The sequence below is a fragment of the Burkholderia stagnalis genome (assembly GCF_039848545.1).
GTDB lineage: Bacteria > Pseudomonadota > Gammaproteobacteria > Burkholderiales > Burkholderiaceae > Burkholderia > Burkholderia stagnalis.
The window spans coordinates 2,830,368-2,847,640 of record NZ_CP156685.1 but is presented as its reverse complement, the minus strand read 5'-3'; the positions used below and the strand labels follow the sequence as shown (position 1 = coordinate 2,847,640).

Below are 17,273 nucleotides of genomic sequence, written 5' to 3'. Positions count from 1 at the left end.
GTTGACGTGGGAAACTGTTTGTCGAAAACTGTAAGCAGAGGGCGGTATTGTAAATTTGCTTATGCTAACGGTTCGGTAGTCAAAGTAATCGACCCCAGCGCTTACAAGGTGACTGGGGTGGTCTGAAAGTAACACAACGTTCTATGATCAGGCGGGAAAAAAATTAATTTCGACCCGATAAGTAGGAGGTGGAGTCATTAATGAAAGAAGGGATCGACTGGGAAGCGCCTATTGAGCCAGGGCGGACAATGCTTGGATTACCCCTTGGGTTGTCGCGTGACGCTATTCGGAAGCTTATCGGGTGCGATGGCGTGACTCTTCAGAGGACAGTGAAATTTCATAATTCGCCGAGATTATTGATCGACTGCCGTAAGCCGGGCGTTATATTTTTTCGTGCGGCTGATATGGAAGATGTTGTGTACGATTGGCAGAACGTACTTGCCCGGCTTGTTTTTAAGAAAGATGCACTCGAAAGCATTATGGTCGAGTCGGATGTCGGCGGGGCGGGATATGAATATAAGGGAAGAATTTTGAACAGAGTCGGTCTTGGTGCGAAAGTGGCGGACTTGCTTGAATTCGGGCCACTTGAATATGACGATGCTGACGAGGTCTTCTACTCGGATGGATTGGGGAGGTTGGAGGTTGCGGGCGACGATTCTTGTGATTTGTCGGTTAATCCAAATCAGGTTGTGGCATACATCAAAATATCTTGATCAAAATTGTATATTTGGTTCTAGGTTGATGGCTGGTAGATGATGACTCAACTTGTTCAAGGTTCGCGTGCCTGTAATCCAAGCATGGTTCAGTTCGATTGGTTGTGCTTGTGAGGTCTTATCATGCTGTTGCGTTTTGAAGACTTCGATGCTCCAATGAAGTGTGTCTTTCGGCTCGAAGATAGGTTGCGAGAAGACCCTACGCAGGTTCAGCTCGCACAAGCATTGACGCTAAATCCTGCGAAGCCTCGAATGGGGCTTCGTGGTACGTATGGTCTATTTGGATCAACGGAATGGTGGGCCAGTATTCAAGAAGGCAGAATGCCACTTCTTTATCAAATTGGTGTTATCTGCCGGGCGTTTGTTGCTGGACAAGACAAGTATGTGCCAAACAATACGATCGATATTCAGTTGGATGATGGGTCGCTATGTACGTCGGGGATCTACGTCAACAATAAGATTGATGCGAAACTGTTCCAACCTGGGCGTCCAGTTTGTATCGTCTATGCCCTTGACGAATTAAAGCAGCAGCCGGCCTCGGATGGTGGCCTCAATCAATCGAAGATTGCTTTGGAAATGGCAGTGTCGGTCGAGTAGATGAAAGATGCCGCACTCGCAAGTTCGGCGGTGTCAAACGGTGCTGCGCCGACGCATAAACTCTGAACCATGGGCAGCGGATTGATGAAGTGAGAGTAAGTGGGCGGCCTGCCCGCGTCATACGACGGGCTTGTGCAATCTAGGCATCAATATCGTACGGGCGTTCTATAGGTAGCAAAGCGTGCGCTGACTCGAAATCGCCGCGGAGGACAAGAGCGTGCACGCTATGTGCCAGCGGAGTTACGTCCGTGACGCTGTATCCACTCATGCACATTCAGGTTGACGGCTTGCTTGCTGAGGCCGATCTGGATCGCACGGTGTGTGAGCGGTTGTAGCGATAAATCACGCTCCGGGTCCCATTGAAGGGCGCGCGAAGCCGGGGTCGCGCCGCAGTCGGTCACGTTATAGGGAGTCGATATGGCATTGCAGATGATCGTGGTCGGCGACGCGACCTCGCATGGCGGGCGAGTGATTACCGGCTCGGATACCCACAGCATCGACGGTAAAAAGATTGCACGCCTGCATGACCTGGTGGACTGCCCGGAAAAATATCCGGACGGTCGGCCGCACGGCGTCAACAAGATCATCGAGGCGCATCCGACGGTAACGATCGATGGCCGGCGCGTTGCGTTGCACGGCCATCGTACCGAGTGCGGGTGCACGTTGATTGGCAGTATGACTGCTCGCGTGGGTGACTGAACGGCGGGCAGAGCCGCGTCGGTTGTGTCGAGGCGCGGCAACAAATGGCGAAATCATGGTGCGCGCGCCCGATCCGGGAAACATGAATTCGATGTGAGACCCGGTCTATGCGATCACGTCCTTCGCGCGGGAAGCCGCGTTGCTCGCGCCGCTCATTTCACCGCCAGCGCCTCAAGCGGCGGCAGCCGGCTGGTCGACTTCAGCTCGCGCATCGACACGGTGCTGAGCAGTTCCTTGACGCCCGGCAGCGCCCGCAGCCGGTTCAGCACGAAGCTCGAGAACGAATCGAAATCCCGCGCGAGTATCTGCAGCAGATAGTCGTGCTGGCCGGTGGTGTTGTGGCAGGCGACCACTTCCGGCATCGCGATCACCCCCGCTTCGAATGCGCGGCAGGTTTTCTCCGTATGGTTGTCGAGCGAGATGTTGACGAACGCGACCACGCCGAAGCCCAGCACGCGCCGGTCGACGATGGCCTGGTAGCCGGTGATGAAGCCGGCCGCTTCGAGCCGCTTGAGCCGCTTCCAGCACGGCGACGCCGACAGCGACACGCGCTCGGCCAGCTCCGCGTTGCTGAGGCGGCCTTCGTGCTGAAGGATGTTCATGATCTTCAGATCTGTTTCGTCCAGCGTCATACGAATGGTCTCCGCTTTTCCGGAAAACGCTCAGCATAGAAGATTCTTCTAACGCGTGGGGCGAAGCAGAATGAAATGGAAAGCCTATTTCCTCGCTGCTTCTCTACACTGGTTGGCTCGACAGCCGACCCGGCAACCCGCCGGCCCGGCCCCCGGTCGCCGTTTCCCGGCAAAGGAGCCACCGCATGACGTATTCCAGCTATCACAAGAAGGACATCAACGGCCATCCCCTGCATGCGGAAACGCAGATGATGTCGTACGGATTCGACCCGTTCCTGTCCGAGGGCGCGGTCAAGCCGCCCGTGTTCCTCACGTCGACGTTCGCGTTTCGCTCGGCGGAGGACGGCGCCGATTTCTTCGACGTCGTGTCGGGGCGCAAGGCGCTGCCGCAGGGCGAGGCGGCCGGGCTCGTCTACAGCCGCTTCAATCACCCGAATCTCGAGATCGTCGAGGATCGGCTCGCGCTGCTCGACGGCTCGGATGCCGCGGTCGTCACGTCGAGCGGGATGTCGGCGATCAGTGCGGTGTTTCTCGCGTTCCTGCGGCCGGGCGATCAACTCGTGCAGTCGGTGCCGCTCTACGGCGGCACGGAGACGCTGATCGCGAAGATCTTCAAGGAATGGGGCGTGACGGCCCATGCGATCCAGAACGGGCTGTCGCCGGCGTCGATCGGCGCGGCGCTCGAGGCCGCCGCGCAGCAGGGGCCGGTGCGGATCTGCTACATCGAGACGCCCGCCAATCCCACCAATTCGCTGATCGATCTCGACGGGATGCGCCGCGAGCTCGACGCATTCGAGGCGCGGCACGGCTATCGCCCGATTTCGGTGTGCGACAACACGATGCTCGGGCCGATCTTCCAGAAGCCGGCCGCGCATGGCGTCGACCTGTCGGTCTATTCGCTGACGAAATACGTCGGCGGCCACAGCGATCTCGTCGCGGGCGGCGTGACGGGCCGCAAGGACCTGATCGCGAAGATCCGGCTGATGCGCGGCGCGTTCGGCTCCCAGCTCGATCCGCATTCGTCGTGGATGCTGACCCGCTCGATGGAAACGGTCGTACTGCGAATGAAGCAGGCCGAGCGGACCGCCCGCAAGGTCGCGAACTGGCTCGCGACGAATCCGCACCAGAAGGTCGACGTCTACCATCCGGACCTGATCCAGGACGACGCCTATCAGGCGGTTTACGCACGCCAGTGCCAGGGCGCGGGCTCGACGTTCGCGTTCGTGCTGGAAGGCGGCCGCGCCGAGTCGTTCCGCTTCATCAACGCGCTGCACCTGTTCAGGTCGGCGGTCAGCCTGGGCGGCACCGAGTCGCTGATCTGCCATCCCGCGTCGACCACCCACTCGGGCGTGCCGGAAGCCGCGCGCAAGGCCGCGGGCGTCTCCGAAGGGCTGATCCGGATTTCGATCGGGCTCGAGCATGAGGACGACCTGATCGCGGATCTCGACAATGCGTTCCGGCAGGCGGGGCTTTCCGCGCGGGCGTAACCGCCGGCCACTGCCGGCCGGATGACGGGATCGCGAACGCGGCGGCTTCACGCCGCCGGCGTCGCGCTCTCCTCGTCCTGAAGCTTGCGCCACATGATCTTGCCGGTGCCCGATTTCGGCAGCGCATCGACGAATTCCACGATGCGCGGCGCCTTGTACGACGCCATGTGCTCGCGCGCCCACGCGATGAGGTCGTCCTCGGTCACGGCGTGCGCGTGCCGCGCATTGCGCACGACGAACGCCTTCACCGTCTCGCCGCGATGGGCGTCGCGCGCGGCGATCACGCAGACTTCCTGTACCGCGGGATGGTCGTACATCATTGCCTCGACCTCAGCCGGCCACACCTTGTAGCCCGACGCATTGATCATCCGCTTCAGGCGATCCACCATGAAGAAGTAGCCGTCTTCGTCCTTTCTCGCGAGATCGCCCGTGCGCAGGAAGCGCTTGCCGTCGATCTCGACGAATGCGTCGCGCGTCGCCTCCGGATTGCGCCAGTAGCCTTGCATCAGCTGGTGGCCGTGCATCACGATCTCGCCGGTCTCGCCTTGCGGCAGTTCGGCGAGCGTGTCCGGGTTGATGATCCTCGCGTCCACGCCGAACACGGGAATGCCGAGGCAGGTCGACTTCGGCCGTTGCGGCGGGTTGATGTGCGTCGCGGCGATCGTCTCCGACATGCCATATCCTTCGGTGTACTCGATGCCTGTCTTGTCCCGCAGTTTCTTCGCGACTGCATCAGGCATCGCCGCACCGCCGCCGGCCATGACGCGCAGGCTCGACAGGTCGTGATCGTCGAGCTTCGGGTTCGACAGGAAGTCGACGGCCATCGTCGAAATCGAGTGCCATTCCGTCACGCGGTGATGCGCGATGGCGCTCGCGGCCGCGTCGCGATCCCAGCGCGGCAGCACCACGACGGTCGCGCCGCTGAAGAGCGGCCCGTTCAGGCCGCTCTGCATGCCCGTCACATGGAACAGCGGCAGGACCGACAGCAGGATCGAGTCCTGGTTGCTGCCAAGCCAGGTGACCAGGCTGACCGCCGTGCACATCGCGCTGCGGTGCGTGTGCATGCAGCCCTTCGGCCTGCCGGTCGTGCCGGACGTGTAGGGCATCACGCACAGATCGTCGGGGCCGGCGGTCAATGGGCCGGGCTCGCAGCGCGCATCGAGCATGTCGCTCCAGTGCGTGACGCGAGCGCGGTCGACGTCGCCGATGTGACGCGGCGCGCTGATGAACGCCGGCGGCGCGATGCGCGATGGCTGCTTCAGGTAATCGCTGTACGTCGCGACGATCACATGCGCGAGCTGCGCATCCGCGTCGCCGACGAGCGGTGCGATGCGTTCATACAGATCCTGCGCGACGAAGGCGGTGCGTGCGCCGCTGTCTTCGACGTAATGACGCAGCTCGTCCGTCATGTTCATCGGATTGACCGGCACGACCACCGCGTTGGCGCGCAGGATGCCGTAGTAGGCGAGCATCCATTGCGGGCTGTTCTGCATCTGCAGCAGCACGCGGTCGCCGGCCTGCACGCCGCAGCATTGCTGCAGGTAGCCGGCAATCCGCTCGGTCTCGTCCTTGAATTCGGCGAACGTGACCGGCGTGTCGTAGAAGAGGATGAAAGGCTTGTCCGGGTAGCGGGCCGCCGATACCTCGGCGTTGTAGTACAGATGGGTCGCGGGCAGCGTCAGATGACGGGGAAGGTGCGCCGGCCAGCAAGGTGAGGTTTCCAGGGGCATGTCTCGACTCCAGATGCGACATGGGTGATGAGAAAGGCAACGAGCCGCGACGTCGTGATCGCGTCAGGCTCGAAGTCGGGTTGTCGTGCCGGCCGAGGTTCACCGCAACGCATGCGCCTGCGCCACGCGCGCTGTCGAGCGGCGCAGCAGCTGCCACCCGAACAGCAGCATCCAGAGCGGCAGGACCAGAACGACGACTGTCTCGCACGCAATCGAGAGCCTGTTGAGGTTCGGGAAAAAACCGAGCACGAAGAACAGGCCGAAGAACCCGCCCACGATCCTAAGCAGAATCGTTCCGCCCCAGCCTGCCTTCTTGAGCAGCCGGGCGGCAATCGGGGTCCAGAAGAACACGACGGGCCCTTCGACCCACCAAAGCCCGTTTTGCGTCGCATTGGCAATGGCGGACCAGATGGCCGCCGCCGCGACCTTGGCGGCATCGTCGCCGCCGGCATACACGTGCGCGAGCGGATGGAGGGCCGCCATCTGGATCACCGCACCGGTTATTCCGGACATCACGTAGAGGCCGACGGCGAGCGCCACCATGCCGACGAGCGCACCCAGTTCCTCGCGGAAGGCATGCACGAAGTAGCCGCCGATGGCGACGAACGGCAGATAGAAGCCGAGCACGTCGGCGAGCATCCACCAGCGGAACAGGTCGCGTGTTTCCGTGGGCAGCTTCAGCATCGACGCGCCTTGCAGCATCACCCCGATGTCGCCGCCGGTGACTGCCAGCGACAAGCCGACGGTAGCGTAAGCCACGAGGCCGCCGATGATGGCGTTCCAGGCCGTGAAACGAATGACGTTGTGCGAATTCATCGTTCTCCCTGCGCGAGTCAGGTGGTTGCTCGATCGGTTCTGTTGTGATCGGCCGCCGCATGTGCCGCGGCTGCTTCGGCCTGCGCGCGAACGCCGGTGGTCACCCGGCTGACGCCGCGTATCAGGTCGACCGCCTTCTCGCCGATCATGATGGTCGGGGCGTTGGTGTTGCCGCCGATCAGCGTCGGCATCACCGACGCGTCGACGATCCGCAAGCCCTCCAGGCCGCGCACGCGCAGTTGCGGGTCGACCACGGCCATCTCGTCGTGCCCCATGCGGCAGGTGCCGACCGGGTGATAGACGGTATCGGTGCGTTGCCGCAGCACCGCGCGGATATCGTCGTCGCTCTTCACGTTGGGCGTGAAGAGGTCGCGCGTGATCCACCTGGCGAGCGCGGGGGTCTGCATGAGCCTGCGCGTGATCTTGAAACCGGCCACCATGTCGTCGACGTCGCGCGGATCGTCGAAGAAGGCCGGGTCGATCAGCGGCGCGGCGGCCGGATCGTTGCTGCGCAGCGTGACCGAGCCGCGGCTGCGCGGACGCAGCAGACATACGTGGCACGACAGCCCGTGGCCCGCATGCAGGCGGCGCGCGTGATCGTCGACCAGCGCCACCACGAAATGCAGCTGGATGTCGGGCGCGTCGAGGCCCGGTTGCGTCTTCAGGAAGCCGCCGCCCTCGGCGAAGTTCGTCGTCAGCATGCCGCGCCGCTCGCTGCGGAAGCGCAGGATCTCGCGCAGCATGCGCATGCTGCCGCGCAGCGACACGCCCATCGTGTCGACGCTGCGCGTGCGGTAGCCGAAGATGAAATCCGGATGGTCCTGCAGGTTGCGGCCCACGCCGGGCAGATGCTGCACGGTCTGGATGCCGAAGCGTGCCAGTTCGTGCATCGGCCCGACGCCGGACAACATCAGCAATTGCGGCGTCTGGAACGCGCCCGCGGCCAGCACGACTTCGCGCCGCGCACGGAGGGTGCGCACGGTGCCGTTCTGGAGCACTTCCACGCCGACCGCACGCCTGCCTTCGAACAGGATGCGCCGGACCTGGGCGTGCGTTTCCACCGTGAGATTGCTGCGCCGGCCGATGTACGGGAGCAGATACGCGCGCGCCGCGCTCCATCGTTCGCCTTGTTTCTGCGTGACCTGGTAGATGCCGATGCCTTCTTGTTGCGCGCCGTTGAAATCGTCCGTGAGCGGCAGGCCGGCCTGGCGGGCGGCTTCCAGATATCGTTCGTGGAACGGGTTGCCGGTGCGCAGGTCGCTGACCCAGAGCGGGCCGTCCCGGCCGTGCCACGCGTCGTCGAAGCGCTCGTTGTGCTCGCTCAGGCGGAAGTAGGGCAACACGTCGTCGTAGGACCAGCCGTGATTGCCGAGCGCGGCCCAGTGGTCGTAATCGCTGCGGTGGCCGCGGATATAGACCATCGCGTTGATGGCCGACGAGCCGCCCAGCGCCTTGCCGCGCGGCTGATAGCCGGTGCGCCCGCCGAGCCCTGCCTGGGGCACGGTATCGAACGCCCAGTTGTTGATGCGAGTGGGCATCATGGCGACCGCGCCTGCCGGGACGTTGACGACCAGGCCGTTGCCATGGCCGCCCGCCTCGAGCACGCAGACCGTGAGATTCGGGTCTTCGGACAGGCGGCCCGCGACCACGCTCCCGCCCGAGCCGCCGCCGACGACGATGTAATCGAATGATTGATTCATGGTGTTTCTCTGGACAGGCAATTGCGAGGATCAGGCTATGCGCGACAGCACGCGCAGCAGCAAGTTGAAGGTGCGGCCGTACGGCGGATGAAACAGCCCGGCGCCGTTCCAGCGCGCCTGATGGAAAACCGGCTTGAGCTTGCTGAAGGTGTCGAAGCCCCATTTGCCGTGGTAGGCGCCCATGCCGCTCGGGCCGACGCCGCCGAACGGCTGGTTTTCCTGCGTCAGGTGCCACAGGCAGTCATTGATCGTGACGCCGCCCGTCACGGTTTCGCGCAGCGCGCGATCGCAGCGCGATGCATCGTTGCCGAACCAGTACAGCGCGAGCGGGCGAGCCTGGCGCTGGACGTACGCGAGCGCGTCGTCGGGGTTCGCGTATTCGACGATCGGCAGGACGGGGCCGAAGATCTCTTCGCGCATCAGCCGCGAATCGGCCGGTGCGCCGATCACGAGCGTGGGCGCGAACTTGCGTGACGCCGCATCGACCGCTTCGCCCGCCGGGTTCACTTCGATCACGCGCGCGCCCGCGGCGCGCGCTTCGCTCACCATCTCGGCCAGGCGTGCGCGATGGCGCTCGCTGATGATCGCGGTGTAGTCGGGATTGCCGACGAGCTTGGGATACAGCTGCGCGATGGCCTGCGCCAGATGCGATGCGGTGTGCTCGGCGGTTCCCGCCGGCACGAGCAGATAGTCCGGTGCGACGCAGGTCTGACCCGCGTTCAGCAGCTTGCCGAAGGCGATGCGCTTCGCCGCGACGGCAACGTTGCAGGACGTGTCGAGAATGGCCGGCGATTTGCCGCCCAGTTCGAGCGTGACCGGCGTCAGGTTGGCCGCGGCCGCTTGTGCCACCGCGCGGCCGACCTGCGTCGAACCGGTGAAGAAAAGATGATCGAAGGGCAGGCTCGCAAAGGCCTTGCCGAGTTCGACATCGCCGATGGCGACATCGAGTTCGTCGGGCGAAAACGTCTCGCGTGCCATCGACGCGAGCAGGTCGGACAGCGCGGGCGTGAGTTCGGACGGCTTGATCAATACGCGATTGCCGGCGGCCAGCGCCGCGAGCGCGGGGCCGAGCGATAGCTGCAGCGGATAGTTCCACGGCGCGATGATTCCCGCCACGCCCAGCGGCTGCGGCATCAGCCGGTTATGGCCGGGACGGAAGTGCAGCGCGGTCGAAACACGTTGCGTCCGCATCCATTGTTTCAGGTGGCGCTGCGCATGCCGGATGCCCGCGCGCACGATGAATACTTCGGCGAGCCGGGTCTCATGAGCGGAGCGGCCCTGAAAATCCGCGTCGATGGCGCGCACGATGTCCGTTTCGTGCGCATCGAGCCACGCGGCGAGCCGATCGAGGCGGGACAGCCGGGTTGACAGCGCGGGGTACGGTTCCTGCGCGAAAGCGCGACGCTGGCGTTCGAAGCTGGCCACGAGTGCGGATGGGTAGCCTTGCAGCATGATGTCTCCTGTGTATTGTCGATTGGGAGATTCGATTCGCGATGAACGTCTGCAAGACGTTTTCGATTCCGAAGCTGCCCGCAGGCCGAACGCAGATCAGGCGAAGCGCCTGTCGACGCTCGCCGGCTCCGCCGCCGTGCGCGTCACACTGCGTTTCGCATGTCCGTCGATCAGGTCGGTCAGCAGCGGCGCGACGCCGTTGGGGATGTCGTGGCCCATGCCGCGGATGGTGACCATCTCCGCGCCGTCGATGGCGGCAGCGGTCGCGACGCCACCGCTTGGCGCAACCAGCAGATCCCGATCGCCATGCACGACCAGCGTCGGTGTCCTGATCCGCCTGATTTCCGCCGTCCTGTCTCCGGATTTCATGATCGCGCCGATCTGGCGCGACATGCCTTCGTGATCGCGCGCCTGCTGGCCGCGTTCCCACGCATCGGCCGCGTACGCGCGCCGCACGTCGTCGCTCACGGGGTACGTTTGCGAACCGATGTGGGCCATGACCCGGCTGTACCGCTCGATGGCCTCCTCGCGATCGCGGGGCGGCGGCTTGATCAGCTTCAACATCGCGGAGGCAGCCGGCTGGCCGACATTGCGGGCGCCGGTCGTGGAGATGATCGACGTCAGCGACAGCGTTCGCTGCGGATGGGTCGCCGCGATGATCTGGCCGATCATGCCGCCCATCGACATGCCCACGATGTGCGCGCGCGCCACATGCAGATGATCGAGCAGGCCGATGGTGTCGGCGGCCATGTCGTGCAGGTCGTACGCGGATCGAATGGGCCGTCGCAGGAATTGCCGGAGCAGGCCCGGCGGCTGCTGCGCGATGCGCGACGAACGGCCGACGTCGCGGTTGTCGAAGGCGATGACGCGATAGCCGCATCGCACCAGGCCGTCGATCAGGCCGGCTGGCCAGGAAGTCAATTGCAGGCTCAGGCCCGCGATCAGCAGCAACGGTTCCGCGGTATCGGGGCCGTACGTGCGGTAGCACAGGCGCACGCCGGTCGGCACGTCGCAGAATGCATCGCGAGCTTCATCCATTGCGTGGATCGACATGGTCAGGCTCCGACGGCGCGAGGTGACTGGGGACGGTCGACGCTCGCCGTTTGCTGCGCATGCCGGAAGTGCAGGCAGGGATGTTCGATCGGACCGTTCCGCAGGTTTTCGACATCCACGTAGTAATCCTGCGACATGATCCACGGGTTGCCCGGGCCTTGGCACGGCATGCTTTCGATGGCGCGCTTCACGTAGCCGGCGCCGAAATCGAGCAACGGGCGCTTCGGCATGTCGGCGTCGGGAAGCTCGGGCGCGCAGATCGCGTAACCCGTGCGATCCATATGGTCGAGCAGCCGGCAGAAATGCGATGACAGCAATCCCAGCTTGAGCGTCCACGACGAATTCGTGTAGCCGACCGAGAACGCGAAGTTCGGCACGCCGCTGAGCATCATGCCCTTGAAGGCCACCGTGCTGTGCAGGTCGATCGGCTGGCCGTCGACGCTCAGGTTGATGCCGCCGAACAGCCTGATGTTGAGCCCGGTGGCCGTCACGATGATGTCGGCCGGCAGTTCCTGCCCGGATTCGAGCAGGATGCCCGTTTCCGTGAACGTCTTGATGCGGTCCGTGACGACCGATGCGCGGCCGTCGCGGATGGATTTGAAGAGATCGCCGTCGGGCACCGCGCACAGCCGCTGATCCCACGGGGAGTACGGCGGATTGAAGTGCACGTCGACCGGATAGTCCTTCGGAAGCTGGCGCTTGTTGAGGTAGCGGATCAGACGCCGCGCCGTGTTCGGCCGCGTGCGGCAGAGATGCCAGATGCCGCGCGAAATGGCGATGTTCTTGCGGCGCACGATCGCATAGGCCCACTTGTGCGGCATCACCTTGCGCAGCGAATTGGCAATGATGTCCTCCGCCGGCAGGCTCATCACATACGTCGGCGTGCGCTGGAGCATCGTCACATGCCCGGCCTTCTCGGCCATGGCCGGCAACAGCGTCACGGCGGTGGCGCCGCTGCCGATCACCACGACGCGCTTGCCGCTGTAGTCGAGATCTTCCGGCCAATGCTGGGGATGGATCGTCTGCCCCTGGAAGCGTTCGATCCCTTCCAGTTTCGGCGTGTAGCCCTGGTCGTGGTGATAGTAGCCGGCGGCGCTGAAGAACCACTTGGCCAGCATCGTCCTGCGTTCGCCGGTATCCACGCGCTCGACCTCGACCGTCCAGCGGGCTTGCGAACTGGACCAGGCGGCGTGAATCACCTTGTGGTTCAGGCGGATGTGGCGGTCGATGTCGTATTCGGCGGCGGTCTGCCGCAGGTAGGACAGGATCGCATCCGCGCCCGCGATCGACTTCTTGTGCGGCCACGGCTTGAACTCGTAGCCGTACGTGTGCATGTCCGAATCGGAACGGATGCCGGGATAGCGGAACAGGTCCCAGGTGCCTCCGGTTGCCGCGCGCGATTCGAGGATCACGTATGACGTATCCGGACGCTCCGTCTCGAGGTAACGGGCGACGCCGATGCCGGACAGGCCGGCACCTGCGATCAGGACATCCACATGCTCGGGGGGCGGAAGGTGGTGTACGGTCACGGCGTGTCTCCTGGTTGCGTCGAATTGCGCAAGTTGGATGTATTTTTATTGACGGAATTCGTCCAAACAAGGTATCAATCGCACCATGTTTCGAGCGGTTTGGTGCAACGTGCACCAGCGCTCCGTTTGGGCAAGGTGTCGCTATGTCTCAGAATTCCATCCCGTCCGGGTGGCGCACGTGGCCGCTGCCGTCGCCGCGCATCCAGGAACTGATGCGCCGGGGCGCGGAAATCGTGCTGAACGTGCATCCGGTGTGGCTGCAGGAGCTCGATCAGGTGAACGTGGCCGCCGGGCAGGTGATGAGCGACCCGGTGATTGCGGCGGCGGTGCGCCGAATCAACCGCAATGGGCTGATTCACTGGGCGACCGCCAACATCGAGAACCCCGGCGCGCCGGTGTCGCGCTATCTGTCGCCGGACATGCAGAGCAGCGCGCGCGAACTGGTGCGGCGCGATCTGACCGACCTGGTGTTCGCGTCGGCGCGTTCATCGCAGAGCATCCTGTGGCAGCACTGGATGGAGCTGGCCTTCACGTTGACCGCGGATCCCGATGAACTGCACGCGCTTCTGGCGGTGTCGTCGCGCTCCATCGCGGCGGCGATCGACGCCAACATGGAAGTCATGGCCGAATTCCTGCGCGTCGAGCGCGAGGCATACGTGCGCGGCACGCACGCCGACCGCCGCGAACTGGTCACGTTCATCGTGGAGGGGACGGCGATCGACGCCCAGGAGGCGAGCAGGCGCCTGGGCTATTCACTGGATCAACCTCACCATGCCGCGATCATCTGGATCGAGGAGGCGGAGGCCGAATCGGGCCTTCTGGAGCAGGCCGCCGAGGCGCTCGCGCGATGCGCGGACACGCGCAGCATGCTCGTCGTCGTCGCCAACACGGCGACGCAGTGGGTGTGGACGCATGGCGGCGAGCCGATCAACATGGAATCCTTGCGGCGCATGATCAAGGCGCTGCCCGGCGTGCACATGACCGTTGCGACGGCCGGGCGCGGCATCGAGGGATTCCGCCGCGGGCATCTGGACGCGCTCGCCACGCAGCGGCTGTTGGGGCGGCTGCACACGGGCGCCGGCGTGGTGCATGCGGACAGCATGAGTTTGATCGCGCTGATGACGCAGCACATCGAGTCGGTTCAGCAGTTCGTCGCGCATACGCTGGGCGAGCTGGCGACGGCGGACAAGTCGTTGCGGCAGGCGCTCAGGGTGTTTCTGGCGGAAGGATGCAACGCGACCGAAGCGGCGGAGAAGGCGCACGTTCATCGCAATACGCTGCTGCGCCGGCTGGAGCGCGCCGAATCGCTGCTGCCTCGCCCGCTTGCGCAGCAGCGATTGCATGTTGCGGCGGCGTTGGAGGTGCTTTATTGGACGGCGGGGGATTACGAGTGAATGCGCGAAGGCTGGCCGGCTTTCCTTGCATTTGAGATTCGGGTGAAAGAAAACGCTCAATCGCGGATTAACTCTAAGAAATATCTCAGGTCGCTGTGCGCTTATCTGACCTCGCAATTCTGTCAGTGATTGTTGAGATAAAGCGCAAGGTAATATTCGCCGCACTGCCGTAAATTCTATTGTCGACATTTTCGGCTGCCGGAATATGTCGCACCTTCCAATAAATCCGGATTGTCGTTCCGCGATTCGCTACGAGCGCTATGCAATCGAATTGCCCTGCCTGCCGCACCTCGGCAACGATTGACACGCCTTGACTCTGCCTTTCGACGGCTCAATTCGATGTTGTGCGATGTTCGGGGGCCGTGAGAGCGGATCGAACGAAAATGGCGTCTCGACGACCGGGCAGTTGTCGGTTCAGACGGTTGTCGTGGGGCATGATACGGCACAGCCGTTGGTCGCCGTGGGTTACGCGACGCAAGTGATCGGCGGCGTCGTGGTCTTGTCGTGCCATTGACACTCACTCCGGCAAATCCCGCCGGTTCGTATCCTGCTCGACGCCCCCCGTGTTCAGGTATTCGATCTTCTCCATCCGCTGTCTTGCCAGCTCGGGGTGACGGTTCGTCACGCAGATCACGAGCGCTTCGGCCAGCGCGAGTGCGGGAACGTTGGTCTGCAGCATCGCGAAAGGTCGCCCCTGGATGCGAAGCACGATTTCGGCAACCTCGCCGATCGGCGAGATCCATTCGTCGGTGATCAGCAGAATCCGCGTGCCGAGCCGGTGCGCGGATTGCGCGAACCGGACGCTGTCCTTCTGGTAGCGGCGAAAATCGAAAATGACGAGGACATCGCCGGGCCCCATGTCGGTGAGCGCAACCGACGCCAGGTTGACGTTCGGTTCGACATACTGAACATGCGGGCGCGCGTAGGCGAGGGTGAAGGAAAACAACGAAGCGAGCGGCGCGGTGTACCGCCCGCCGCCGCAGAACACGCGCACGCCCGGATCGGCCAGCAGCGTGACGGCTTCGTCGAAGGCTGCTGCATCGAGCCCTTCGATCGTGGTCGCGAGCGACTGCGAGAGCCGCTGAAAAATCGCCGCATGATTGTCCCGCATGCCGGATTCGGAGTGGAAGGCATCCATCCGGGCAAGCGGCGAATTCATCGCGGTGTCGATTTCGTCGTACAGCGCCTGCTGGAACGACGGGTAGTTCGGAAAGCCCATCCTGACGACGAAGCGAAAGACGGTCGGGTCGCTGACCTCGGCCTGCTTCGCGAAGTTGGCAATGGGCCCCAGGCCGAGGCTGGGGTAGCGATCCAGCAACGCGTGCGCGACCTTCTGTTCCGACGGCGTGAAGCTATCCATCTGCGATAGCAGCAACGCCCTGATGCTTGTCCCCATCGGGCACTCCAACACTCATATTTGAATGACGCCGGGCAGACGTTCGTCCGCGGGCGATCCCACGCATGTTAGCCGATCGCCGTGCTCATCCATGTAATAAAACAAACAAAGCGAACCCGAACCCCACGCCGCGTCCCCGTCGATATCTAGTGATAACCCTAGGTTTTTCGCGCAAAAATCCGCTGCTATGATCGCGGCCTCGCTGGGATGTATCAAACATTACCAAATAACGCCCGGCATGGCCCAGCTTTCGTTTGGAGGATTTCGTCATGAGGCGGCTCGTTGTACTCACCCTGTTGTCGGCACTGCACTTGAGCGCGTTCGCCGCTTCGGAACCCGCAGTTGAAGCGAAGAACGGCATGGTCGTGTCGTCGCAGCATCTCGCATCGGCAATCGGCGTCGAGATGCTGAAGCAGGGCGGCAACGCGGTGGACGCCGCCGTTGCGGTCGGCTACGCGCAAGCCGTGACGAATCCGTGCTGCGGCAACATCGGCGGCGGCGGCTTCATGACGCTCCACCTCGCGGACGGCCGCGACCGCTTCATCAACTTCCGCGAAACCGCGCCGGCCGCGGCCTCCGCGAACATGTATCTCGACGCCGCGGGGAACGTGCGCCCCGACGAAAGCCTGTACGGCTATCGCGCCGTCGGCGTGCCGGGCACGGTCGCCGGCCTCGATCTCGCGCTGCGCAAATACGGGAAGCTCACGCGCCAGCAGGTGATGGCGCCCGCGATCCGGCTCGCCCGCGACGGCTTCATCCTGACGCGCGGCGATACGGACATCCTCGACACGACGATCCAGCGCTTCAGGAAGGACCCGGAAGCGGCGCGCATCTTCCTGCGCCCCGACGGCACGCCGCTGCAGCCGGGCGATCGCCTGGTGCAGAAGGACCTCGCCCGCACGCTCGAGCGCATCGCGCAGCAGGGGCCCGACGCGTTCTATCACGGCGAGATTCCGAAGATCGTCGAGGCGGCGGCCAAGCGCTCCGGCGGCGTGATCGCGGCGAGCGATTTCGCGTCGTATCGCGCGGAAGACGTGGCGCCGCTGAAGTGCACGTATCGCGGCTACGAGTTCGTGTCGGCGCCGCCCCCGAGCTCCGGCGGCGTGACGATGTGCGAGACGCTGAACGTCCTGGAAGGGTATGACCTGCGCAAGCTCGGCTACCACTCGGCGGCATCGATTCACGCCATGACCGAAGCGATGCGGCATGCATACGAAGATCGCAACACGCTGCTTGGCGATCCGAACTATATCGACAATCCGGTCGCGAAGCTGACGAGCAAGGACTACGCAGCCGAACTCCGCAAGAGCATCCACGCCGATACGGCGACGCCGTCGGTCGACGTGCAGGCCGGTGTCGGCGCGCACGAGAAGCCGGAGACGACGCACTATTCGATCATCGACCGGGACGGCAACGCGGTTTCGACTACCTACACGGTCAACGGCCGCTTCGGCGCGGTGGTGATCGCGCCGGGCACGGGCTTCTTCCTGAACGACGAGATGGACGACTTCACCGTGAAGGTCGGCGCGCAGAACCTGTTCGGCCTCGTGCAGGGCACCCGCAATTCGATCGCGCCGGGCAAGCGCCCGCTGTCGTCGATGGCGCCGACCATCGTGAAGAAGGACGGCAAGGTGTTCATGGTGGTCGGCTCGCCGGGCGGCTCGCGCATCATCACGATCACGCTGCAGACGGTGCTGAACGTGATCGACTACGGGATGACGCCGCAGGATGCGGTCGACGCGCCGCGCATCCACCACCAATGGCTGCCCGACGAGGTCTATTACGAGACCTACGGCCTGTCGCCCGACACGCTCGCGATCCTGCGCAACATGGGCTACAAGATGGTCGAGCAGACGCCGTGGGGCGCCGCCGAGCTGATCCTGGTCGGCTTGCCGGGGACCGAAGCCGCGAGCCGGCAGAGTTCCGGGAACGATTCGTCGGTGTCCGGCAACGTGCGGGTGGGCTTCATCTACGGCTTCAACGACCCGCGCCGCCCGGCCGGTTCGGCGATCGGTTATTGATCGATCGTTGACCTGAGCACCCGGCGCAGAACCACCCGTTCGGCGCCGGCCACG

Annotated in this window: 15 protein-coding genes; 6 read left to right on the top strand and 9 right to left on the bottom strand. The window is 63.8% G+C overall.

All coding sequences use genetic code 11. The features are described 5' to 3' along the window. Positions 1 to 200 precede the first annotated feature (200 nt). Both ABFO07_RS13105 and ABFO07_RS13100 read left to right on the top strand, forming a co-directional pair. Positions 201 to 713, top strand: a complete 513-nt coding sequence (locus tag ABFO07_RS13105; protein WP_155635902.1) for a hypothetical protein — start codon at positions 201 to 203, stop codon at positions 711 to 713. A 123-nt stretch (positions 714 to 836) separates the two neighbouring features. Next, positions 837 to 1,310 (top strand): hypothetical protein, encoded by a 474-nt coding sequence (locus ABFO07_RS13100; RefSeq protein WP_081072906.1) that lies wholly within the window; start codon positions 837 to 839, stop codon positions 1,308 to 1,310. A gap of 224 nt (positions 1,311 to 1,534) precedes the next feature. Here ABFO07_RS13100 and ABFO07_RS13095 read toward each other — a convergent pair whose 3' ends face one another. Then, positions 1,535 to 1,807 (bottom strand): DUF4291 family protein, encoded by a 273-nt coding sequence (locus tag ABFO07_RS13095; RefSeq protein WP_347467477.1) that lies wholly within the window; start codon positions 1,805 to 1,807, stop codon positions 1,535 to 1,537. Here ABFO07_RS13095 and ABFO07_RS13090 point away from each other — a divergent pair. Beyond that, complete coding sequence (locus ABFO07_RS13090; protein ID WP_060148187.1) at positions 1,728 to 2,009, top strand: PAAR domain-containing protein; 282 nt, start codon at positions 1,728 to 1,730, stop codon at positions 2,007 to 2,009. The genes ABFO07_RS13095 and ABFO07_RS13090 overlap by 80 nt on opposite strands. Positions 2,010 to 2,161: 152 nt before the next feature. Here the strand turns inward: ABFO07_RS13090 and ABFO07_RS13085 are convergent, their stop codons facing one another. Continuing rightward, entirely contained in the window at positions 2,162 to 2,641 is a 480-nt protein-coding gene (locus ABFO07_RS13085) for an Lrp/AsnC family transcriptional regulator (RefSeq protein ID WP_059882569.1), read from the bottom strand. 185 nt (positions 2,642 to 2,826) lie between these two features. Between ABFO07_RS13085 and ABFO07_RS13080 the strand changes: the two genes are divergently transcribed. Continuing rightward, on the top strand, positions 2,827 to 4,128 hold the full coding sequence (locus ABFO07_RS13080) for a cystathionine gamma-synthase family protein (protein WP_059563256.1): 1,302 nt from the start codon (positions 2,827 to 2,829) through the stop codon (positions 4,126 to 4,128). A 47-nt stretch (positions 4,129 to 4,175) separates the two neighbouring features. Here the strand turns inward: ABFO07_RS13080 and ABFO07_RS13075 are convergent, their stop codons facing one another. The 6 genes from ABFO07_RS13075 to ABFO07_RS13050 form a co-directional block, all read right to left on the bottom strand. Further along, entirely contained in the window at positions 4,176 to 5,858 is a 1,683-nt protein-coding gene (locus tag ABFO07_RS13075; RefSeq protein ID WP_347467473.1) for a long-chain fatty acid--CoA ligase, read from the bottom strand. 99 nt (positions 5,859 to 5,957) lie between these two features. Then, complete coding sequence (locus tag ABFO07_RS13070; protein ID WP_347467472.1) at positions 5,958 to 6,674, bottom strand: hypothetical protein; 717 nt, start codon at positions 6,672 to 6,674, stop codon at positions 5,958 to 5,960. Positions 6,675 to 6,691: 17 nt separating this feature from the next. Then, positions 6,692 to 8,374: a GMC family oxidoreductase gene (locus tag ABFO07_RS13065; RefSeq protein ID WP_347467470.1), complete on the bottom strand. Its 1,683-nt coding sequence runs from the start codon at positions 8,372 to 8,374 to the stop codon at positions 6,692 to 6,694. Positions 8,375 to 8,404: 30 nt separating this feature from the next. Beyond that, positions 8,405 to 9,826 (bottom strand): coniferyl aldehyde dehydrogenase, encoded by a 1,422-nt coding sequence (locus tag ABFO07_RS13060; RefSeq protein ID WP_347467468.1) that lies wholly within the window; start codon positions 9,824 to 9,826, stop codon positions 8,405 to 8,407. Between the two features lie 96 nt (positions 9,827 to 9,922). Then, positions 9,923 to 10,834 (bottom strand): alpha/beta fold hydrolase, encoded by a 912-nt coding sequence (locus ABFO07_RS13055; protein WP_311767704.1) that lies wholly within the window; start codon positions 10,832 to 10,834, stop codon positions 9,923 to 9,925. Between the two features lie 47 nt (positions 10,835 to 10,881). Then, positions 10,882 to 12,408 (bottom strand): flavin-containing monooxygenase, encoded by a 1,527-nt coding sequence (locus ABFO07_RS13050; RefSeq protein ID WP_124491931.1) that lies wholly within the window; start codon positions 12,406 to 12,408, stop codon positions 10,882 to 10,884. Between the two features lie 233 nt (positions 12,409 to 12,641). Here ABFO07_RS13050 and ABFO07_RS13045 point away from each other — a divergent pair, with 233 nt between their 5' ends. After that, positions 12,642 to 13,802, top strand: a complete 1,161-nt coding sequence (locus ABFO07_RS13045; protein ID WP_230943203.1) for a PucR family transcriptional regulator — start codon at positions 12,642 to 12,644, stop codon at positions 13,800 to 13,802. 517 nt (positions 13,803 to 14,319) lie between these two features. Here ABFO07_RS13045 and ABFO07_RS13040 read toward each other — a convergent pair. After that, positions 14,320 to 15,198 carry a MurR/RpiR family transcriptional regulator gene (locus tag ABFO07_RS13040; RefSeq protein ID WP_347467466.1) on the bottom strand — a complete coding sequence of 293 codons (879 nt, stop codon included), beginning with the start codon at positions 15,196 to 15,198 and terminating at the stop codon, positions 14,320 to 14,322. 269 nt (positions 15,199 to 15,467) lie between these two features. Here ABFO07_RS13040 and ggt point away from each other — a divergent pair, with 269 nt between their 5' ends. Continuing rightward, the gene (gene ggt / locus ABFO07_RS13035; RefSeq protein WP_059961359.1) at positions 15,468 to 17,219 is read left to right on the top strand and encodes a gamma-glutamyltransferase; all 1,752 of its coding nucleotides are present in this window, start codon (positions 15,468 to 15,470) and stop codon (positions 17,217 to 17,219) included. The last annotated feature ends 54 nt before the right edge of the window (positions 17,220 to 17,273 follow it).